This window comes from Candidatus Villigracilis affinis, from assembly GCF_016705895.1.
GTDB classification, from domain to species: Bacteria; Chloroflexota; Anaerolineae; order Anaerolineales; family Villigracilaceae; genus Villigracilis; species Villigracilis affinis.
The window spans coordinates 230,218-245,415 of record NZ_JADJKT010000036.1; the positions used below are offsets into that span (position 1 = coordinate 230,218).

19 protein-coding genes are annotated in these 15,198 nt (G+C 51.2%); 8 read left to right on the forward strand and 11 right to left on the reverse strand.

The window, feature by feature from the left end; genetic code table 11:
- Positions 1-17: 17 nt before the first annotated feature.
- Complete coding sequence (locus IPI86_RS16175) at positions 18-452, forward strand: hypothetical protein (RefSeq protein ID WP_345299048.1); 435 nt, start codon at positions 18-20, stop codon at positions 450-452.
- A gap of 56 nt (positions 453-508) precedes the next feature.
- Here IPI86_RS16175 and amrB read toward each other — a convergent pair whose 3' ends face one another.
- Positions 509-1,339, reverse strand: a complete 831-nt coding sequence (gene amrB, locus IPI86_RS16180) for an AmmeMemoRadiSam system protein B (RefSeq protein ID WP_345299049.1) — start codon at positions 1,337-1,339, stop codon at positions 509-511.
- A 129-nt stretch (positions 1,340-1,468) separates the two neighbouring features.
- Between amrB and IPI86_RS16185 the strand changes: the two genes are divergently transcribed.
- Entirely contained in the window at positions 1,469-2,230 is a 762-nt protein-coding gene (locus tag IPI86_RS16185; protein WP_345299050.1) for a hypothetical protein, read from the forward strand.
- 77 nt (positions 2,231-2,307) lie between these two features.
- Here the strand turns inward: IPI86_RS16185 and IPI86_RS16190 are convergent, their stop codons facing one another.
- Positions 2,308-2,982, reverse strand: a complete 675-nt coding sequence (locus IPI86_RS16190; RefSeq protein ID WP_345299051.1) for a hypothetical protein — start codon at positions 2,980-2,982, stop codon at positions 2,308-2,310.
- A gap of 177 nt (positions 2,983-3,159) precedes the next feature.
- Between IPI86_RS16190 and IPI86_RS16195 the strand changes: the two genes are divergently transcribed.
- Positions 3,160-5,316, forward strand: coding sequence for a clostripain-related cysteine peptidase (locus IPI86_RS16195; RefSeq protein WP_345299052.1), 2,157 nt, complete (start codon positions 3,160-3,162; stop codon positions 5,314-5,316).
- Between the two features lie 95 nt (positions 5,317-5,411).
- On the opposite strand, the gene IPI86_RS16200 is transcribed toward IPI86_RS16195, so the two are convergent.
- The 9 genes from IPI86_RS16200 to IPI86_RS16240 all read right to left on the reverse strand — a co-directional run bounded on the left by IPI86_RS16200 (position 5,412) and on the right by IPI86_RS16240 (position 11,403).
- A complete protein-coding gene (locus tag IPI86_RS16200; protein ID WP_345299053.1) occupies positions 5,412-5,825 on the reverse strand; it encodes an NUDIX domain-containing protein in 414 nt (137 codons plus the stop codon).
- Positions 5,826-5,900: 75 nt separating this feature from the next.
- A complete protein-coding gene (locus tag IPI86_RS16205; RefSeq protein WP_345299054.1) occupies positions 5,901-6,692 on the reverse strand; it encodes a hypothetical protein in 792 nt (263 codons plus the stop codon).
- Positions 6,689-7,297 carry a sigma-70 family RNA polymerase sigma factor gene (locus IPI86_RS16210; RefSeq protein WP_345299055.1) on the reverse strand — a complete coding sequence of 203 codons (609 nt, stop codon included), beginning with the start codon at positions 7,295-7,297 and terminating at the stop codon, positions 6,689-6,691. Before IPI86_RS16210 ends, IPI86_RS16205 begins: the two co-directional genes overlap by 4 nt.
- Before the next feature lie 44 nt (positions 7,298-7,341).
- A complete protein-coding gene (locus IPI86_RS16215) occupies positions 7,342-7,728 on the reverse strand; it encodes a DUF3054 domain-containing protein (protein WP_345299056.1) in 387 nt (128 codons plus the stop codon).
- A gap of 16 nt (positions 7,729-7,744) precedes the next feature.
- The gene (locus IPI86_RS16220; RefSeq protein ID WP_345299057.1) at positions 7,745-8,179 is read right to left on the reverse strand and encodes a ribosomal protein L7/L12; all 435 of its coding nucleotides are present in this window, start codon (positions 8,177-8,179) and stop codon (positions 7,745-7,747) included.
- Positions 8,148-8,399 (reverse strand): hypothetical protein, encoded by a 252-nt coding sequence (locus IPI86_RS16225; protein WP_345299058.1) that lies wholly within the window; start codon positions 8,397-8,399, stop codon positions 8,148-8,150. Before IPI86_RS16225 ends, IPI86_RS16220 begins: the two co-directional genes overlap by 32 nt.
- Before the next feature lie 7 nt (positions 8,400-8,406).
- On the reverse strand, positions 8,407-9,993 hold the full coding sequence (lysS, locus tag IPI86_RS16230) for a lysine--tRNA ligase (RefSeq protein ID WP_345299059.1): 1,587 nt from the start codon (positions 9,991-9,993) through the stop codon (positions 8,407-8,409).
- Positions 9,994-10,055: 62 nt separating this feature from the next.
- Positions 10,056-10,532 carry a transcription elongation factor GreA gene (gene greA, locus IPI86_RS16235; protein WP_345299060.1) on the reverse strand — a complete coding sequence of 159 codons (477 nt, stop codon included), beginning with the start codon at positions 10,530-10,532 and terminating at the stop codon, positions 10,056-10,058.
- Positions 10,533-10,677: 145 nt separating this feature from the next.
- Complete coding sequence (locus IPI86_RS16240) at positions 10,678-11,403, reverse strand: PIG-L family deacetylase (RefSeq protein WP_345299061.1); 726 nt, start codon at positions 11,401-11,403, stop codon at positions 10,678-10,680.
- Between the two features lie 120 nt (positions 11,404-11,523).
- Here IPI86_RS16240 and IPI86_RS16245 point away from each other — a divergent pair, with 120 nt between their 5' ends.
- From IPI86_RS16245 to IPI86_RS16265, 5 genes are all read left to right on the forward strand, one after another.
- Positions 11,524-11,910: a PilZ domain-containing protein gene (locus IPI86_RS16245; protein WP_345299062.1), complete on the forward strand. Its 387-nt coding sequence runs from the start codon at positions 11,524-11,526 to the stop codon at positions 11,908-11,910.
- A 67-nt stretch (positions 11,911-11,977) separates the two neighbouring features.
- Positions 11,978-12,988 carry a zinc-binding alcohol dehydrogenase gene (locus tag IPI86_RS16250; RefSeq protein WP_345299063.1) on the forward strand — a complete coding sequence of 337 codons (1,011 nt, stop codon included), beginning with the start codon at positions 11,978-11,980 and terminating at the stop codon, positions 12,986-12,988.
- Positions 12,985-13,671 carry a 2-phosphosulfolactate phosphatase gene (locus tag IPI86_RS16255; protein ID WP_345299064.1) on the forward strand — a complete coding sequence of 229 codons (687 nt, stop codon included), beginning with the start codon at positions 12,985-12,987 and terminating at the stop codon, positions 13,669-13,671. Before IPI86_RS16250 ends, IPI86_RS16255 begins: the two co-directional genes overlap by 4 nt.
- 28 nt (positions 13,672-13,699) lie before the next feature.
- Complete coding sequence (locus IPI86_RS16260) at positions 13,700-14,086, forward strand: 6-carboxytetrahydropterin synthase (RefSeq protein ID WP_345299065.1); 387 nt, start codon at positions 13,700-13,702, stop codon at positions 14,084-14,086.
- Positions 14,087-14,139: 53 nt separating this feature from the next.
- Complete coding sequence (locus tag IPI86_RS16265; RefSeq protein ID WP_345299066.1) at positions 14,140-15,189, forward strand: glycosyltransferase family 4 protein; 1,050 nt, start codon at positions 14,140-14,142, stop codon at positions 15,187-15,189.
- Positions 15,190-15,198 lie beyond the last annotated feature (9 nt).

The window sequence follows — 15,198 nt, forward strand, 5'->3', positions numbered from 1 at the left end:
CGAAAAAGGAGGCAGATATGTTGACAGCAGTATTGATCCTGGGCGGGATTGTGATTCTGATTTCGGTGGGGTTGCTTGCCTTGATGTTCATGAAATCAAATGAAGTGAACCTGACGGGAAAAACCGAAGACAAGCCTGAGTGGATGAAATCGAATCCACCTAAAGAAACCGTGAATGCCACGCGCGTAGAAAATGAGGGCGTGACGCTTTTCGATCACGATGCGGGCGAAAGGATCGCTTCGCCCTTTGCCGAACAGATCGAAGATATCCTGCGTGCCAAATTGGAAAGTGACCCATTTAATAAATTCGATATTGATTTTGGGTCCGCGCCCGATGGCTCGCTGGAAATTTGGGTGAACGGCAGTATGTACCCCAGCATGGATGACCTGCCCGATGAAGGTCTGAAGAATGCTTTTCGGAATGCTGTGAAAGAGTGGGAGAGAGTAAAGTAAGAGAAGTGAACGGTGAATCAGTAGTGCGGAATGGAGATCATTCCGCACTATGTTTTTTAACTTCGCAATACAACCCCAGCGCCATACCCCACAACGGATGAATAATCCCCGGTGACATCGCCCGAGGTGGCGTATTTCAGGATCTGCACTTTGTTTGCGCCGAGTTCACGAGCCGCACTTAGCATGGATGCGACTGCGGCATGCCCGCAGGCGAATCCCAGCCCCATCTGTTCGGCTTCGAAGATGGACTCGGGATCGAAAGACTCAAATCGTCTGAGCATTTCCGAATCGAGGATGCCTGCGGTTTTCTGGTTATAAAAATGGGAAAGGTCTGTCGAGGCGACGATGATGGCGCTTTTTCCTTTGAGCGTTTGGGCGAGGGCATGACCGAGTTTTTGTGTGATCTCCACTTCCTGCGCGCGGACCATGACCGGCAGTAATTTGAACTCGTTTTTGAGCACACGCTGTAAAAATGGGAGTTCGATTTCGAGCGAGTGTTCTCTATCGTTTGCAATAGGCGTGATGGGAATATCGAGGTGGGTTTGCAATTCCGCGAGGGCAGATTGATCCACTGCGATATTTCCGAGCGGGGTGGAATAAGCCTGATGCTTTGTGGTGATGAGCGGGTAAGGCGCGTAGTTGTGGTACGGTGAAAGGATAGCGACCAGTTCGGGGGTGAGTCCGCGCAGCGCGGCGAAGGCATGCGCAGCAACTGCGCCCGAGTAGATGTGTCCTGCATGGGGGGCGATGAGGGCGATCACTTCCCCGCTTATTTCAGGCAGATTCGCATGGGCAAGAAAATCATCCACGCTGCGGGCAAGGGATTTTGGATTCCCTTCATACCATTGACCAGCGATCGGGGAAGGACGAAGATCAAGTGTGGTCATCAAAATTATTGTAGCACAAGGGGCTGGTCAAAATCCATTCGCAAAAATAAAATTAGTACTTCTGTACAATTTAGGGGGTATATTGTTCCGTGCATGACGCTGTTATAATGAATAAAAAAGGAGAGAGACATGAAAACTAGTAAAAATTTTTCAAGTGTAATTGCCATTTCGTCTTTGATACTCGCCATGCTTGCCTGTAATTTTGGCGCATCAGATGCAACCTCAACCCCATTGCCCCCCACCAACCCTCCTCCGACAACGGTTCCTACAGAGGTTCCTCCTCCCGTGGTAGAGTCATCCCCCACCCCTGAAGACACCACCCCGGTTATAGATACCAGCGCATTTGATGCCTTATTGCAGGATTTTGTAGAGAAGGGCTATGTCAGCACCACCGAAGGGGAGATCACACCCATCGATCCTTTCAAGGAAGAATGGGCGCAGCTCAACTACTATCAATGGTGGACGATCGATAAGCAGGCTTCCGACCTGGTGTTTTCGGGCCATTTCAAATGGTCATCCTCTAACTCGACCCCCGATCTCTCAGGCTGTGGTGTTGTGTTCGGCCTTCAGGATAGCGACGATCACTACGTAGTCATCCTCGATAAGGGACGAATCGCATTCTTCATGAGCCGTGGCTCAAATGTGTATGAAGTCGGTAAGACTCGCGGTCCGGGGCGCGTGAACTTTAGTAACCCTGCCGAAGCAGATTTTGCGCTGGCCGTGAAAGGCAAGAGTGCTTACGTATCTGTTGATGGCGAAGTGACGGAATATACCCTGTCGGCAGATCAGGGCACTGACGGTGATTTTGCCTTGACCCTGCTTTCAGGCACCAACAGCGGGTACGGCACGCGCTGCGAAATGACGGATATGTTCCTGTTCGTCCCCAAGTAAAACATCAATCCATGAATAAAAAGAGGCTGGATTTTTCTCCAGCCTCTTTTTGTATCTATTTGCTCCGATATTTTCGGCTATGGAATTGTATAGCTCGTAATGGCGTGGTCAAGGATATCGAGCATTGATTGGTCGGCATCATTTGCATAATACAGGGTAAACATCAGGAAGGTCATGCGGTCACCTCCGCGCAGCTCAAAGAAAGATACGCCGGAGTAGCCGCCGCTCTTTGAAGTCCAGGTGAGTTTCTCGGAGCCATCGGGCTGCATCTCATCGGCGGAAATGCTGATGTCACCTTCCTTGCCGGTGTTGCTGTAATACTGATGCAGCAACTGCAAAGCGAACCTGCCATTATCATTTCCCGTGAAAGGCTGACCATCGTTATACACAAGGCTGTCAATGATCGCAGAGCCATCGGGTGATGTGATGCTGTCAATGTAGGCATTTTCGTAGGTCTTTTGTTCGTAGTACCAGTCACCGGGGACTTCGAAGGTCAGCAGGTTGTTCTCATCAGTGAAAACGACAAGTTCCGAGCTATTGCCATTCGAAGGCGGCGGTTCATTCAACGCCGGGGGCTGGGGCACAATGGAGTTGTTATTGGAAGGGGGATTGTTCGACTGGGGCGGATTTGTGGGGAGAGGCTGGCTTGTAGGGAATACTGCAACAGTGGGTGTTGCGCCGCCATTACAGGCAAGGCTTACAAATAATAACAGGGCGGCAAACGCGAATAACGTACGGTACTGATTTTTCATGATCGTCTCCTATTCTCCTCTGATTCAAAATTTGCCCGCAAGGATACACCAGAAACAAAAAATGGAAAAAGGTACTTTAGTCATGCAAAACAAAAAGTCCTCTTGCAATGCCTTGTCCTATCGTGCTATTATGCTGAGACAAAATGTAATCTCTTATTATGAGTGACTGGAGGAGTCATGGGAAATTCAACTACAAAGTTTGGCATCCCCGCGATCATCGCAATCGTTGTCCTCTGTGTGGCATGTGTCTGCTGTGCGGGCGTTTTGCTATACATTTACGGGGATTCGCTTTTCAGCAGCGGAACCGGGGTCACCGACCCCACAGTATCCACAGACCCGATCATTCCCGCAGACACATCCAATCTCCCCGAATGGACGATCATTTACTACTCCGATGCGGATGACGACATCCTCGAAGGCGACCTGTGGTTCGACATCAACGAAATGGAGCTCGTCGGTTCAAATGCGCAGATGAATATCGTGGTACAGATCGACCGCGCCGAAGGCTCATTTGACGGCGACGGTGACTGGACCGATACGCGCCGCCTGTACGTCACCCAGGATTCGGACATCAACCGCATCAACTCACAGGTGGTGGAAAGCCTCGGCGAAGTGGATATGGGCAACCCGCAGACCCTCGTCGATTTCATGACCTGGACCATTCAAAATTATCCAGCCAAGAAATATGCGCTCATCATGTCTGACCACGGCGGCGGCTGGACCGGTGGATTCTCGGACCTGCAATCGGGCTCGAGTCTTTCCATGCCGCAAATCGTTCAGGCTATCGAACTGGTTCAACAGCAAATGGGCGGACAGAAATTCGAAATCATCGGTTTCGATGCCTGCTTGATGGGCATGGTCGAAGTGTACGGCGCACTATACCCGTACTCCAATTACATGGTCGCTTCCGAAGAGGTGATCCCCTCCACAGGCTGGTCCTATGCGGCATGGATGAATCAACTGGCGCAAAACCCCACCATGGACGGGCGCGGAGTCAGTCAGGCCATCGTCTCCACTTATATCGTTCAGGATACGCTGCTTACGTTAAGATCATCCAGCGCAGAGATCACCGAAGTGGAAGCCGCAACAACTCTCAGCGCAGTGGAGAGCGCGCGCGTCCCGGATGTGATCGGCGCCATGAATCAGTTCATCTCCGTCATGGCAACCGTTGACCAGCGCTACGTGGCACAGGCACGCGAATATACCCGCAGTTATTACAGCATCTTCGGTGAAGATACTCCCTCACCCTTTATCGATCTCGGGAACTTCGCAGAAATCCTTGCCAATGCAACGGGCGACCCGGCTGTCTTTCAGGCGTCCGAGCAGTTGAAGGCAGCCATCTCATCTGCCATCGTCGCCGAAAAACACGGACAGAGAATGTCTGGCTCGAACGGCATGTCCTTCCACTTCCCCATTTCTGATATTTACGCCTACACGGAATACAACTCGGACTTCCCGCCCTATTACGCCGAATCCGCTGCCAGATTCCTTGAGCAATCCACATGGGATGAATTCCTCGCCTTCCATTACACCGGGCAGGATTTCGCGCCGCAGGAAGGGCAGGCTTACACGCCGCCGCGCACCAACACCATCACCGCACCGGGCGCATCCCCATTGACCATTGCGCCGATCCAGCTTTCGGATAATGTGATCTCCGCCGATGAAACCCTGACACTCTCCACAACGGTCACTGGCGATGTATCTTACATCTACTTCATTCTCTACTTCTATAATCAGGAAGCCAACGTAACCTGGGTGGCTGATATGTCGTTTGTCAGTGCCGCGAACACGACCACCGTGGATGGTGTCAACGCGCCCGATTATGGTGAAAGCCCCATCGAGATCAGCTACGATTGGGAGCCTTATCTCTTCGTCCTCAAAGACGGGACGAATCAGGCCTATGCCCTGTTCGAGCCCGATGAATACGAAAGTGCCGACGGGGTCACCACCTATTCTGTGTACGGGCAATACACTCCCGTGAACGCAACATCTGCCACAGATGCCAAACTCACTTTCGATCTGGATGGCAACCTCTTGAACATCTACGCCCTGCCTGATTCAGACAGCAACGGCATCGACACCGCCGTAGCCATCTCCCCGCAGATCGGCGACCGTTTCAGTGATTACGTCCAGTACTATACCTTCGATGAAAACAACGTTGCCACCTATTCCTACGAACTAAGCGAAGACGTCTTCACCTACGGCGAGCAGGGTTTCTGGTTTGAATCCTATATCCCCGTGGACGGACAGTATTCCATCGGCTTCTACGCCGTGGATTTCGACAACAATATGACATCCAGCTACGAATACATCACCTATCAAAACGCGCCATAAATCATCCCCAAACAAAAAAGACTTCGGAGCAAAACTCCGAAGTCTTTTTTGTTATCCAGATTTTCCGCTCAAGCCGTCGCTTGGAGCGTTTATTATCACGCCAAAACTTTTTTAGTTGCATTGAAAGCCAGCGGCGGCAATTCACTTCGCAGAAACCACTCAGCCGCATCGGCATCATCCGCAGGAACCAACTCCCCGCCGGTCACTTCCGCATGATAAACGATGATGAAATCCGCGCCGCGTTCATGCTCACGGCCTGCGATCACATCCAGCACACCCAGTACACGCACAAACAAACCCGTCTCTTCAAGGCACTCGCGTGCGGCGGCCTCTGCCGGGTCTTCTCCACCGTTCACAAATCCCGCAGGCAAAGTCCACAGCCCGCGAAACGGTTCGTTGACGCGCCGCACAAGTAGAACCCGCCCATCCTGTTCAACAAGAATGGCCGCCGCCACCTTCGGGTCGATAAAATAAATCCACCCGCACTGCGGGCAGACCGGGCGCACCATTCCAAACTTTTCCTCGTGTGCAACCTCCGCCCCGCAACGCGGGCAGAATTTAATATGGCTATCTCGAGCCAACGCTTAACTCCACTTTTTCTTCGCGGAACGATTCATCACAAATGCCACCAACCCGCTGAGCAGACCAAACACCAGCAAACCAACCTGCCATGCGACTGAAATAAACGCTTCGCTCTCCGCCGGTAACTGGTCTTGCGGTGCTGATTCACTGACCGGCTCCTTGGGAGAAGCGGAAGGTGTCTCAATGATCCGCTGTGTGTCTTCTGTGACGAGCGGTAATTCAGTGGGCGCAAAGGCCAAATCCATGGTGGGCATGGGTTCCAAGGCGGGGGTCTGGGTCGTAGCAGGCTCTTCGGCCAGAGCGGGTGCTTCTGTTGCGGCAGGCGCTTCTGTAATAGCGAATGAATCCGCCGCGACAGCAGGCGCTTCCGTTGCGGCAGGCAGAGCCTCCAGATTGAAGGATTCAGGGCCGCCGCCACCGCCCAAACCACACGGGTCGCAGCCGCCACCCGAACCAGCAGGGGCTGTTGCAACTGTCATGCGCGGAACGGCATAATTCGCGGCAAAAGTAAGCATCAATAAAATCGTGGCAAACGCACTTGAAAGACGGAAAAAGGGATATGACTTCGGCACCGGCGGTTTCAATCCAACCATCTGTCGAGTCAATGTAAAGTTGCGCGGCGCTTTGCGCGCAGGCAGTTTTCTGAGAATGCCCCGGGCAGCGCGCAGGTCATTGTAAACAGAGGCAAGCTCCGGGTCAGATGAGATGCGAGACTCAATGCGCGCAGAATCAGATGGATTGAGCTGTCCATCTAAATAGGAAGAGAGTTGTTCAATATCGCGAAAATTTTTCATAATCTGCTTTCCTCTTCCAGACGAAATGAAGAAGGCAAAAGTTCCTCAAAGCTGCGCAAACACTCGCGCAACCGCAATCGCGCACGCGCAAGCCGACTCTTGATGGTGCCAAGCGGGACGTGAACAGCAGTTGCCACTTCTGTATAGTCGAGGCCCTGAAGGTCCGCCATCACAACCACCGTGCGGAATTCGGCGGGAAGTGCATCGAGGCAATGTTGAATGGCATGCTCGAGTTCATCCGCTTCCGATTTTTCGGCGGGGGTCATGTTGGGGTCGGCCAGCCAGCGTGGAGAGTCCATCTCCTCGCCATCGGCGGTATCTGGTTCTAGAGGGGTTGTGGGACGGCGTTTTTGGCGGCGCAGTTCGTCGTAACAGGCATTGGTTACCGTGCGCATGAGCCACGCTTTAAATGAGCCGCCACGAAACGAGTTGATACTCCGAAACGCGGAGATGAAGGCTTCCTGCGCCGCATCGGCAGCCTGGTCTTCATCGCCAAGGATGCGGAGGGCGGTGTTATAAACGCGGTCTTGATAATGAAGGATCAAGGTGTTGAAGGAATCAAGATCCCCATTTTGTGCGGTCTGAATAAGGGCTGGTTCGTCCATAAGTTTATTTTACCCGTGAATCGCTGACTCGCTGATTTGTTGAATTAGTGTGCGTTTCGTTGTATCACAAAGAGATAAATGGCACGCCATATCAGCATGCCAAATGCATTGGTACTGCCGAGAACGAGCGTAAAAATCGGAAGCGCGGCCGAATTCAAAATAGCCGCACGCAGGATCACAGCCAGCGGGGCAACAGCCAGCATGGCAGGGAGAATTCGCCACAATGACTTGGGGCTGGAGATTACCTGCTCATCAAATAAACCAAACCACGGCGCAAGCAAAAACCAACTGACCAGCACAGGGAAAAATGCTGCGCTCATACGCGGCAGAAAGGAAACATCGGCTTCGCCATGTGTGGCAAAGCCGATGAAGGTGAGAATGGCAATGGCCAGCAAGTCGCCAATGGCCAGAAAAACGATGTTCTTTTTCATTGAAAATTTTTCCAGTCTAAAAACCATACCGCAAAAACAGGAAGATCGCAGCCATCAGGATCAAAAACAAGGCCAGCATGATTAAACGGCGGGTACGGGTATTCTCTTCCTCGAACGGATCGTTACTGATGGGGATATTCATGGGGGATGATTTTGCGGGTGGTTGCGGCAACATCTGCGCCTCGATGGATTCCACGTAGTCTTTGGCTTCCTTCAAGCCAAGGTTGGTGGCGAGGCGATATATTTTGATGGCTTCGATTTTTTGTTTTTTTGCCAGCAAGGCACGAATCTGACCGTCCATCGAATCATCTGCCAAACTGGGAGCTGGCACAGGGATATGAACCGACTCTCCCCGTGCCATTGCCTCGACCGCATTCTTCGCCTCTTTCAATCCGGCGCTGGTCCAACTGCGATAGAGTTTAATTGCGTCGATCTCCCTGCCTTGTGACATTAGATCTAGGATTTGGCGTTCCTGAGATGACCCCGCCGACTGGACTGGCAGGCGCAGGGCCATCCACGTAATCTCCGCGCATGAGCGCTTCCACAGCACCCTTGGCATCCTTCAAACTTGCATTGGTCAGGAGGCGATATTCCTTGATCGCCTCGATCATCTTGCCGCTTTGAGCAATTTGCTTAATCTGCTGTTTCTTCTCTGGAGGAATGGAATACACAGGAACCTCACTCTTCCTTGCGAAGAGCAGGGAACAGCAACACCTCACGGATCGAGTGCTTATCTGTCAACAGCATGGCAAGGCGATCCACGCCCATGCCGAAACCGCCATTGGGCGGCATGCCGTAACGCATGGCACGCAAATAGTCCTCGTCCAGCGGATGCTTCTCTTCCTCATCATCGGTGTAGTCGCGTCCCATCTCAATGAAGCGTTGCTCCTGATCGAGCGGGTCATTCAATTCGGTGAAGGCGTTGCACAATTCGAATCCAGCCGCATAGCCTTCAAAACGCTCCACTGTCAACGGATCACCCGGGATGGATTTCGCCAGCGGAGAAATATCGCGCGGATAGTTATAGAGGAAAGTCGGCTGAATCAAGGTCGGCTCAAGGAACTCACCCAGCAGGAAATCGATCATCTTGCCGCGCGCCGATTTTGGATCGGGCGTCTTGTTCGGGTGTTTGGCTCTAATGGCTTTGAAAAGATCTTCAGCAGTCTTGTGCTCAGCAATATCGATGCCACTGGTCTCGAGAATACCTGTACGCATTTCCACTCGATTCCAAGGCGGCTTGAATTCCAATTCATGCTCGCCAAATTTGACTTTTGTGGAACCGGTCACCTGCTCGGCGGCATAGGCCACCATTTGCTCGGTCAATTCCATCACCTGCAAATAATCGGCGTAAGCCCAGTAAAACTCAAGCTGGGTGAACTCGGGATTATGTTTGAAAGATACGCCTTCGTTGCGGAAGTCACGGCCGATCTCATACACACGTTCCAAATTGCCGACAAGCAATCGTTTCAAATACAATTCGAACGAAATACGCAGGTACATATCCTGCTCAAGCTCGTTATGATGGGTTGTAAATGGCCGCGCTGCCGCACCTCCATACAAAGGCTGAAGAATCGGCGTTTCCACTTCGAGAAAATCATGATCATCGAGGAAGGTCCGCAGGGCTTTGATGAGTGTGGCACGCTTGCGGAAATTCTCGCGCACATCGGGGTTGACGGCGAGATCCGCATATCGTTGACGGGCGCGTAATTCAGGTGATTCCAAGGCGGCGTAACGGGTTACCGTGCCATCTTCCTGAGTCACATCCTTGTCAGCGGGCAGGGGTGTCACCGATTTGGCGAGCAGCTTGAAGTCATGGACATGCAGCGAGATCTCCCCTGTTTTTGTACGGAACATGACACCAGAAGCCTGAATAAAATCGCCCAAGTCGAACATCTTGTTGAGCAATTCCAGGCGTTCCTTGCCAAGCTCATTGCTGCGGAAGAACAACTGGATCTTCGCGCTGCCATCTTCAATATGAACAAAAGAGACCTTGCCCATCCCACGATTGGCGCGGATACGACCAACCAGCGTGGCCTTTACCTCCGGGGTTGAATCGGGCGCGGCTCCCTTCTCGGCAGCTTCAAATTCGGCAATGACCTGCGCACTGGTATGGGTGCGCTCGGCGCGCGTGGGATAGGGATCGATTCCCTCCGCGCGAAGCTCTTCAATTTTTTGCAGACGGATTTTTTCCAGAGATGTGTATTCTGCCATGATCGTATCTTCTTTCTTTTTCTTTCTTCTCACAGAAAGAAAGGATTGGGTCAAAATAAAAAGCCCCGCCTCCAACGCAAATTGGACGCGGGGCAAGTAATCTTTGCGCGTCCTGTTTAACCGACCTTGATGATCTTCACGTTGTAGGTACCACCTGGGGTTTCCACTTTCACAACATCACCCAGCTTGTGATTCAAAATCGCCTTACCGATCGGCGATTCGTTCGAGATCTTGCCATCGCGCGGGTTGGCCTCTGCGGCGCCGACAATGGTAAAGGTCTCGGCCTCAAAGTTACCTTCTTTAATGGTCACCTTTGAGCCGACATGAATTACATCATTCTTCTTGGCCTTGCCATTGGATTCTTCGATAATGTTGGCGGTGGCAAGCAAGATTTCAAGTTCCTGAATACGGCCTTCCACAAAAGCCTGTTCGTTCTTGGCCGCCTCGTATTCGGCATTTTCGATCAGTTCCCCGCCTTCCATAGCCTCGTGCAAGCGATCGGCTACTTCCTGTCGTTTCACTGTGCGCAAATGATCCAGTTCCTCTTGAAGCTTCTGAAAGCCCTCTTTGGTAAGGAAATTGGTTGTTGGCATGATATGTCCTGCTATATAGAATTTTGCACCCCAAGAAAGGGATGCAAGTGATTAAAAATTTCCGGTGGTATGGTCCGGAAAGTCGACAATACTATATCATAAATTAAAATCAGATACAAGCCCCAAAAGCATTACAAAGGTTTGTCTATGCAAATTTCCAAAAGCCGATTCCGTTCTTTTGTGACCAATATTGGTGGATTTTCTCCCGCATTTCTTCTGGACTGTCGAACAAAGTGCCGAATTGAGAGGTGTATGCAAGGATCGCATCTCCCCATAACCGTAGGCCTGCTTCGGTTATTCTTTGGGTGTTTTCCTTCATCTCGGCAGTTTTCAGCGCAAAATCCTCAGGGAAATTGAACAGGTACGGGATATCCACATCATAGGTCAGAGGGCGGCCGAGCAATTCCACGCCGCGACGCACGAGGGTATGGTCAAGGTGGGCACCCAGCGCGAGTTGGCAGACCAGTTCATCGTCAGGGTTGAGGCGGGCGGAGATGGCTTCTGCAATCTGGGCAGGCAAGCCGTCGTCATCTTCATGCGGCGGAATGAATACATCCGTATAAGTCCAGTCTCCGTTTTTGTCGCGCCTGTAAATGCAGTCCAAAAAGTCAAAGTGGACAACCTTTGCACCAAGGATGCCGGCAGCATGGGTATCTTCGGCACGACGTGCTTTGACCAGTTCGTCTGTATCCATGATCCCCCACTTTTCATGAACGATCTGGGCAAATGGAGAAAGCTGATTGGCAGGTGGGAAGCCGCAAAAAATCGTCCAGATTTCCACATCCATGCCTGCCTGTACCTGATCGTAGATCAGGCCGCCAGCAGAAAGTACGGTATCATCCAAATGAGGGGAGATGTATATGGTGCGCATCCGCCAGTTTTACCACAAAATCGCAATGAATCTTGATATGTTGTACTGTAGAATTAAACAATATAATAAGCAGGTGTAACGATCGTAACCAGATTTCGGCCTGCTCGAGTAAGAGGTGCAATGCAGGAAAGACGCAAACAACAACGAAAGAATTTGATGGCCTACACACAGGTCTTCGACCTGAACGGCGGGCACCTGCTCGGCTATCTGGGTGACTTGAATCTTCACGGGGCCATGGTGATTGGCGAAAAGGCCATTGTTGAAAATACAGAACTTACACTGGCCATTGAGCTGCCCGAGCTACCAAATGTCAAAATGCAGCGCATCACCATCCCTGTGCGTGTGGCGTGGTGTCAGCAGGATATCAGCCCGGAGTACTTCAATGTCGGGTTTGAATTCAAGGAAGTAACACCCAAACAAAAACCCGTTATTGAAGAGATCATGGAAAAGTACGAGTTCCGCCGTGATTTGCCCAGCTACCTGACCAAACCCGTCCCAGGAAAGTAAACGAAAGCCTAAAATGACAGCCATTCTCCTCACGAAGTGGCTGTCATTTTTATGTTAAACTCTGACCATGCCAACAGCGCGAACGCTTTTCTTCACCGCCCCAAAGAAAGTCGAAGTCCAGGAAACATCCATTCCCCCACTGAAAGATAATGAAGTCCTCGTGGAAACCATTTGCTCTGCCGTCAGCGCAGGGACAGAGATGCTGGTCTACCGCGGACAATTTCCGCATTTGGCCGATTCTCACGATGCGGTGAGCAGCAACTTGAATTATCCGCTAGCGTATGGATATGCCTCAGTAGGGAAAGTAAAGGAAATAGGAAAAGAGGTGAATCGGGAATGGGAAGGCAAACTCGTTTTTGCTTTTCACCCACACGCTTCATCCTTCATCCTTCATCCTTCATCATTAATTCCCATTCCTGATTCCCTAACACCCGAAAATGCCTGCTTCCTACCCAATATGGAAACCGCAGTAAATCTGGTGCAGGATGCTGCACCCATTTTGGGCGAGCGCGTTTTGGTGCTCGGCCAGGGGGTAATCGGCTTGTTGACCTCTTCTTTATTAAATGAATTCCCACTGGACACCTTGATCACCGCCGATTTTTATGAACTACGCCGCAAGGCCGCGATGCAAATCAAAGGTGTACATTCTCTGGACTCAGGCCTCAAAACCTTTCGCGCCGATTCTTTTGCCTATACGCAAAACAAGTTCGATTTGACTTTGGAATTGAGCGGCTCCCCTTCTGCCTTGAATGACGCGATTGAGCTGACCACCTTCAGCGGACGAATTGTCATTGGCTCTTGGTATGGGCAAAAACGCGGGGAAATCGATCTCGGCGGCTCGTTTCATCACTCGCGTATCAAATTGATCTCGTCGCAAGTCAGCACGATCTCACCAGAGTTGAGTGGGAGATGGGATAAGTCCCGCCGCTTCGATGTGGCGTGGAAGGCATTGGGCCGCATCCAACCTGAAAAATGGATCACACACCGCTTTTCAATAGAAGAGGCAGCCAGAGCCTATCAACTGCTGGATGAAAACCCGCAAAACACGATTCAAGTTGTGTTTGATTACTCAAAATGAGATTTAACTACACCACCCTCGAAACCTGCCACACCGCCACGGGCATCGTTCTTGTCATTGATGTACTGCGGGCATTCTCCACAGCGGCGTATGCATTTTCACGCGGAGCAAAAGAGATTCGGCTGGTCAGTACGGTGGAAGAGGCACTGGAATTGAAATCCAAAATTCCAAATGCAAAGGCGATGGGCGAAGTAGGCGGACTTCCACCCGCAGGTTTTGATTTTGGCAACTCCCCCACCCGTATCCTTGAACATGACTTGAAGGGAATTACCTTAATCCAGCGCACAGGCGCAGGTACACAAGGGGCGGTGCGCAGCGTCCATGCGGAGGTAATGTTCGCCACCAGTTTTGTCGTAGCGCAGGCAACGATGGATCATGTTCTGCGATTGCATCCTGAAGAGGTCACCTTCGTTGTCACAGGTGGAGCGGATAATGCCGAGGATTTGGCCTGTGCCGAATTTCTGGAGAAGCAGCTCACAGGTCAGACGGTTGATACGGAGGATCTCATCCGCCGTGTGGTGCAATCACGAGATGCCTTTCAGCACATGAACGATCACCCGCAATTCCCGAGATCTGACCTTGAATTTTGCACACGCATCAACGCCTTCGACTTTGCCATGCCCATTGAACGAAAGAACGGATTTTTGATCATGCAGGCGATCAACCTGAAACCTGGAACTTGACACCTGACACTTAACACAGGAGAACAACATGTACACGCTTGGAGTCCGACGGGAATTCATTGCACGTCACTTTTTGATCGGGGGAGATTGGGGGCCTGAGAACTTCCCGAACTCGCATCATTACATTCTCGAATTGCAGATCAAAGGCAGCGAGCTCGACCAGCACGGCTACCTCGTGGACATTGTGGATGTGGAAAAGCATCTCGACGATGTGGTGGGTTATTACAAAGAGCAGATGCTGAATGAGAAGCCTGAGTTTGCAGGTTTGAATCCATCTATTGAACATTTTTCGCGCATTCTGGCAGAGACCTTGAACGAGCGCATCCAAGCGAAGAACATTTCCAAACTCAAAGTGGTCTTGTGGGAACATGAGAATGCATGGGCGGCTTTTTCCGTGGACAGGTTGAAAGGTTAGCAGGTTTACAAGTTTACAGGTTTCAACCTTCCAACCTTCAAACTCTATAAAATATGAAAATCGGACTCGTCATCTACGGTTCAATCGACACACTCAGCGGCGGATATATGTACGACCGCATGTTGGTGGAGCATTTACGCGCGCAGGGAGACACAGTGGAGATCATTTCCCTGCCGTGGCGGAATTACGCCGCGCACCTGACGGATAACTTCACATTCAAGCTGCCACCGAATCTCGATATTTTGATTCAAGATGAACTCAATCATCCCTCACTCATCGGCGCGAATCGCGGAAAACACCCCTACCCTGTCATCAGTCTCGTCCACCACCTGCGCTGTTCGGAATTGCGCCCAAAGTGGCAAAATGATTTCTATCGTCCCATCGAAAAAAAATATTTGCAAAGCGTAGACGGGTTTATCTTCAATTCAAGAACTACAAAGGGAGTGGTGAATGGTTTAATAGGGAGTGGAAAACCTGATGTAGTTGCCTATCCGCCGACGGATCGGTTTGGGGAGGCGATTTCGGAAGAGGAAATAAAAGAAAGGAGTAAGAAGAAAGAATTGCATATTCTCTTCCTCGGAAATGTGATGGGGAGAAAAGGGCTGCATACATTATTGGAAGCAGCCAAAGACCTAAAATCGAAAGTCGTTGTGGATGTCGTTGGTTCACCATCAGCCGAACCCGAATACACTAAACAGATACAAAGCTTCATCGCAGACAATCATCTTTCTTCTTTCGTCTTTCTTCATGGCGCTCTCAACAACCAGCCGCTCATTGAGAAACTCAAAGCCGCCCATATTCTCGTCGTCCCTTCCAGCTATGAAGGCTTCGGCATTGTCTATCTCGAAGGGATGGGATTTGGTTTGCCCGCCATCGGAACAACGCTGGGAGCCGCGGGCGAGGTCATCGAAGATGGGGTGACGGGGTTTCTGATCCAGCCAGGAGACTCTCACTCGCTGGCAACCAAATTACAGATTATGAATGAGAGGCGCGATCTCCTCATCCAAATGAGTCTGGCGGCGCGTCGTCGTTATCTGGCACAGCCCAAATGGGAGCAGACCGCGAATCAGATCCGTGAATTTCTGCGTTCGTTTTTAAGATGAACGGCTGAA

Coding starts and splice junctions, on each gene's coding strand:
- IPI86_RS16240 (WP_345299061.1), bottom strand. CDS start 11,403: ATGCGCACCATATACATCTCCCCTCATTTGGATGATACCGTACTTTCT.
- IPI86_RS16255 (WP_345299064.1), top strand. CDS start 12,985: ATGAGATTTAACTACACCACCCTCGAAACCTGCCACACCGCCACGGGC.
- IPI86_RS16260 (WP_345299065.1), top strand. CDS start 13,700: ATGTACACGCTTGGAGTCCGACGGGAATTCATTGCACGTCACTTTTTG.
- IPI86_RS16210 (WP_345299055.1), bottom strand. CDS start 7,297: ATGGACGAACCAGCCCTTATTCAGACCGCACAAAATGGGGATCTTGAT.
- IPI86_RS16205 (WP_345299054.1), bottom strand. CDS start 6,692: ATGAAAAATTTTCGCGATATTGAACAACTCTCTTCCTATTTAGATGGA.
- IPI86_RS16220 (WP_345299057.1), bottom strand. CDS start 8,179: ATGTCACAAGGCAGGGAGATCGACGCAATTAAACTCTATCGCAGTTGG.
- greA (WP_345299060.1), bottom strand. CDS start 10,532: ATGCCAACAACCAATTTCCTTACCAAAGAGGGCTTTCAGAAGCTTCAA.
- IPI86_RS16265 (WP_345299066.1), top strand. CDS start 14,140: ATGAAAATCGGACTCGTCATCTACGGTTCAATCGACACACTCAGCGGC.
- IPI86_RS16175 (WP_345299048.1), top strand. CDS start 18: ATGTTGACAGCAGTATTGATCCTGGGCGGGATTGTGATTCTGATTTCG.
- IPI86_RS16190 (WP_345299051.1), bottom strand. CDS start 2,982: ATGAAAAATCAGTACCGTACGTTATTCGCGTTTGCCGCCCTGTTATTA.
- amrB (WP_345299049.1), bottom strand. CDS start 1,339: ATGACCACACTTGATCTTCGTCCTTCCCCGATCGCTGGTCAATGGTAT.
- IPI86_RS16195 (WP_345299052.1), top strand. CDS start 3,160: ATGGGAAATTCAACTACAAAGTTTGGCATCCCCGCGATCATCGCAATC.
- IPI86_RS16250 (WP_345299063.1), top strand. CDS start 11,978: ATGCCAACAGCGCGAACGCTTTTCTTCACCGCCCCAAAGAAAGTCGAA.
- IPI86_RS16245 (WP_345299062.1), top strand. CDS start 11,524: ATGCAGGAAAGACGCAAACAACAACGAAAGAATTTGATGGCCTACACA.
- IPI86_RS16200 (WP_345299053.1), bottom strand. CDS start 5,825: ATGGTGCGCCCGGTCTGCCCGCAGTGCGGGTGGATTTATTTTATCGAC.
- IPI86_RS16215 (WP_345299056.1), bottom strand. CDS start 7,728: ATGAAAAAGAACATCGTTTTTCTGGCCATTGGCGACTTGCTGGCCATT.
- IPI86_RS16185 (WP_345299050.1), top strand. CDS start 1,469: ATGAAAACTAGTAAAAATTTTTCAAGTGTAATTGCCATTTCGTCTTTG.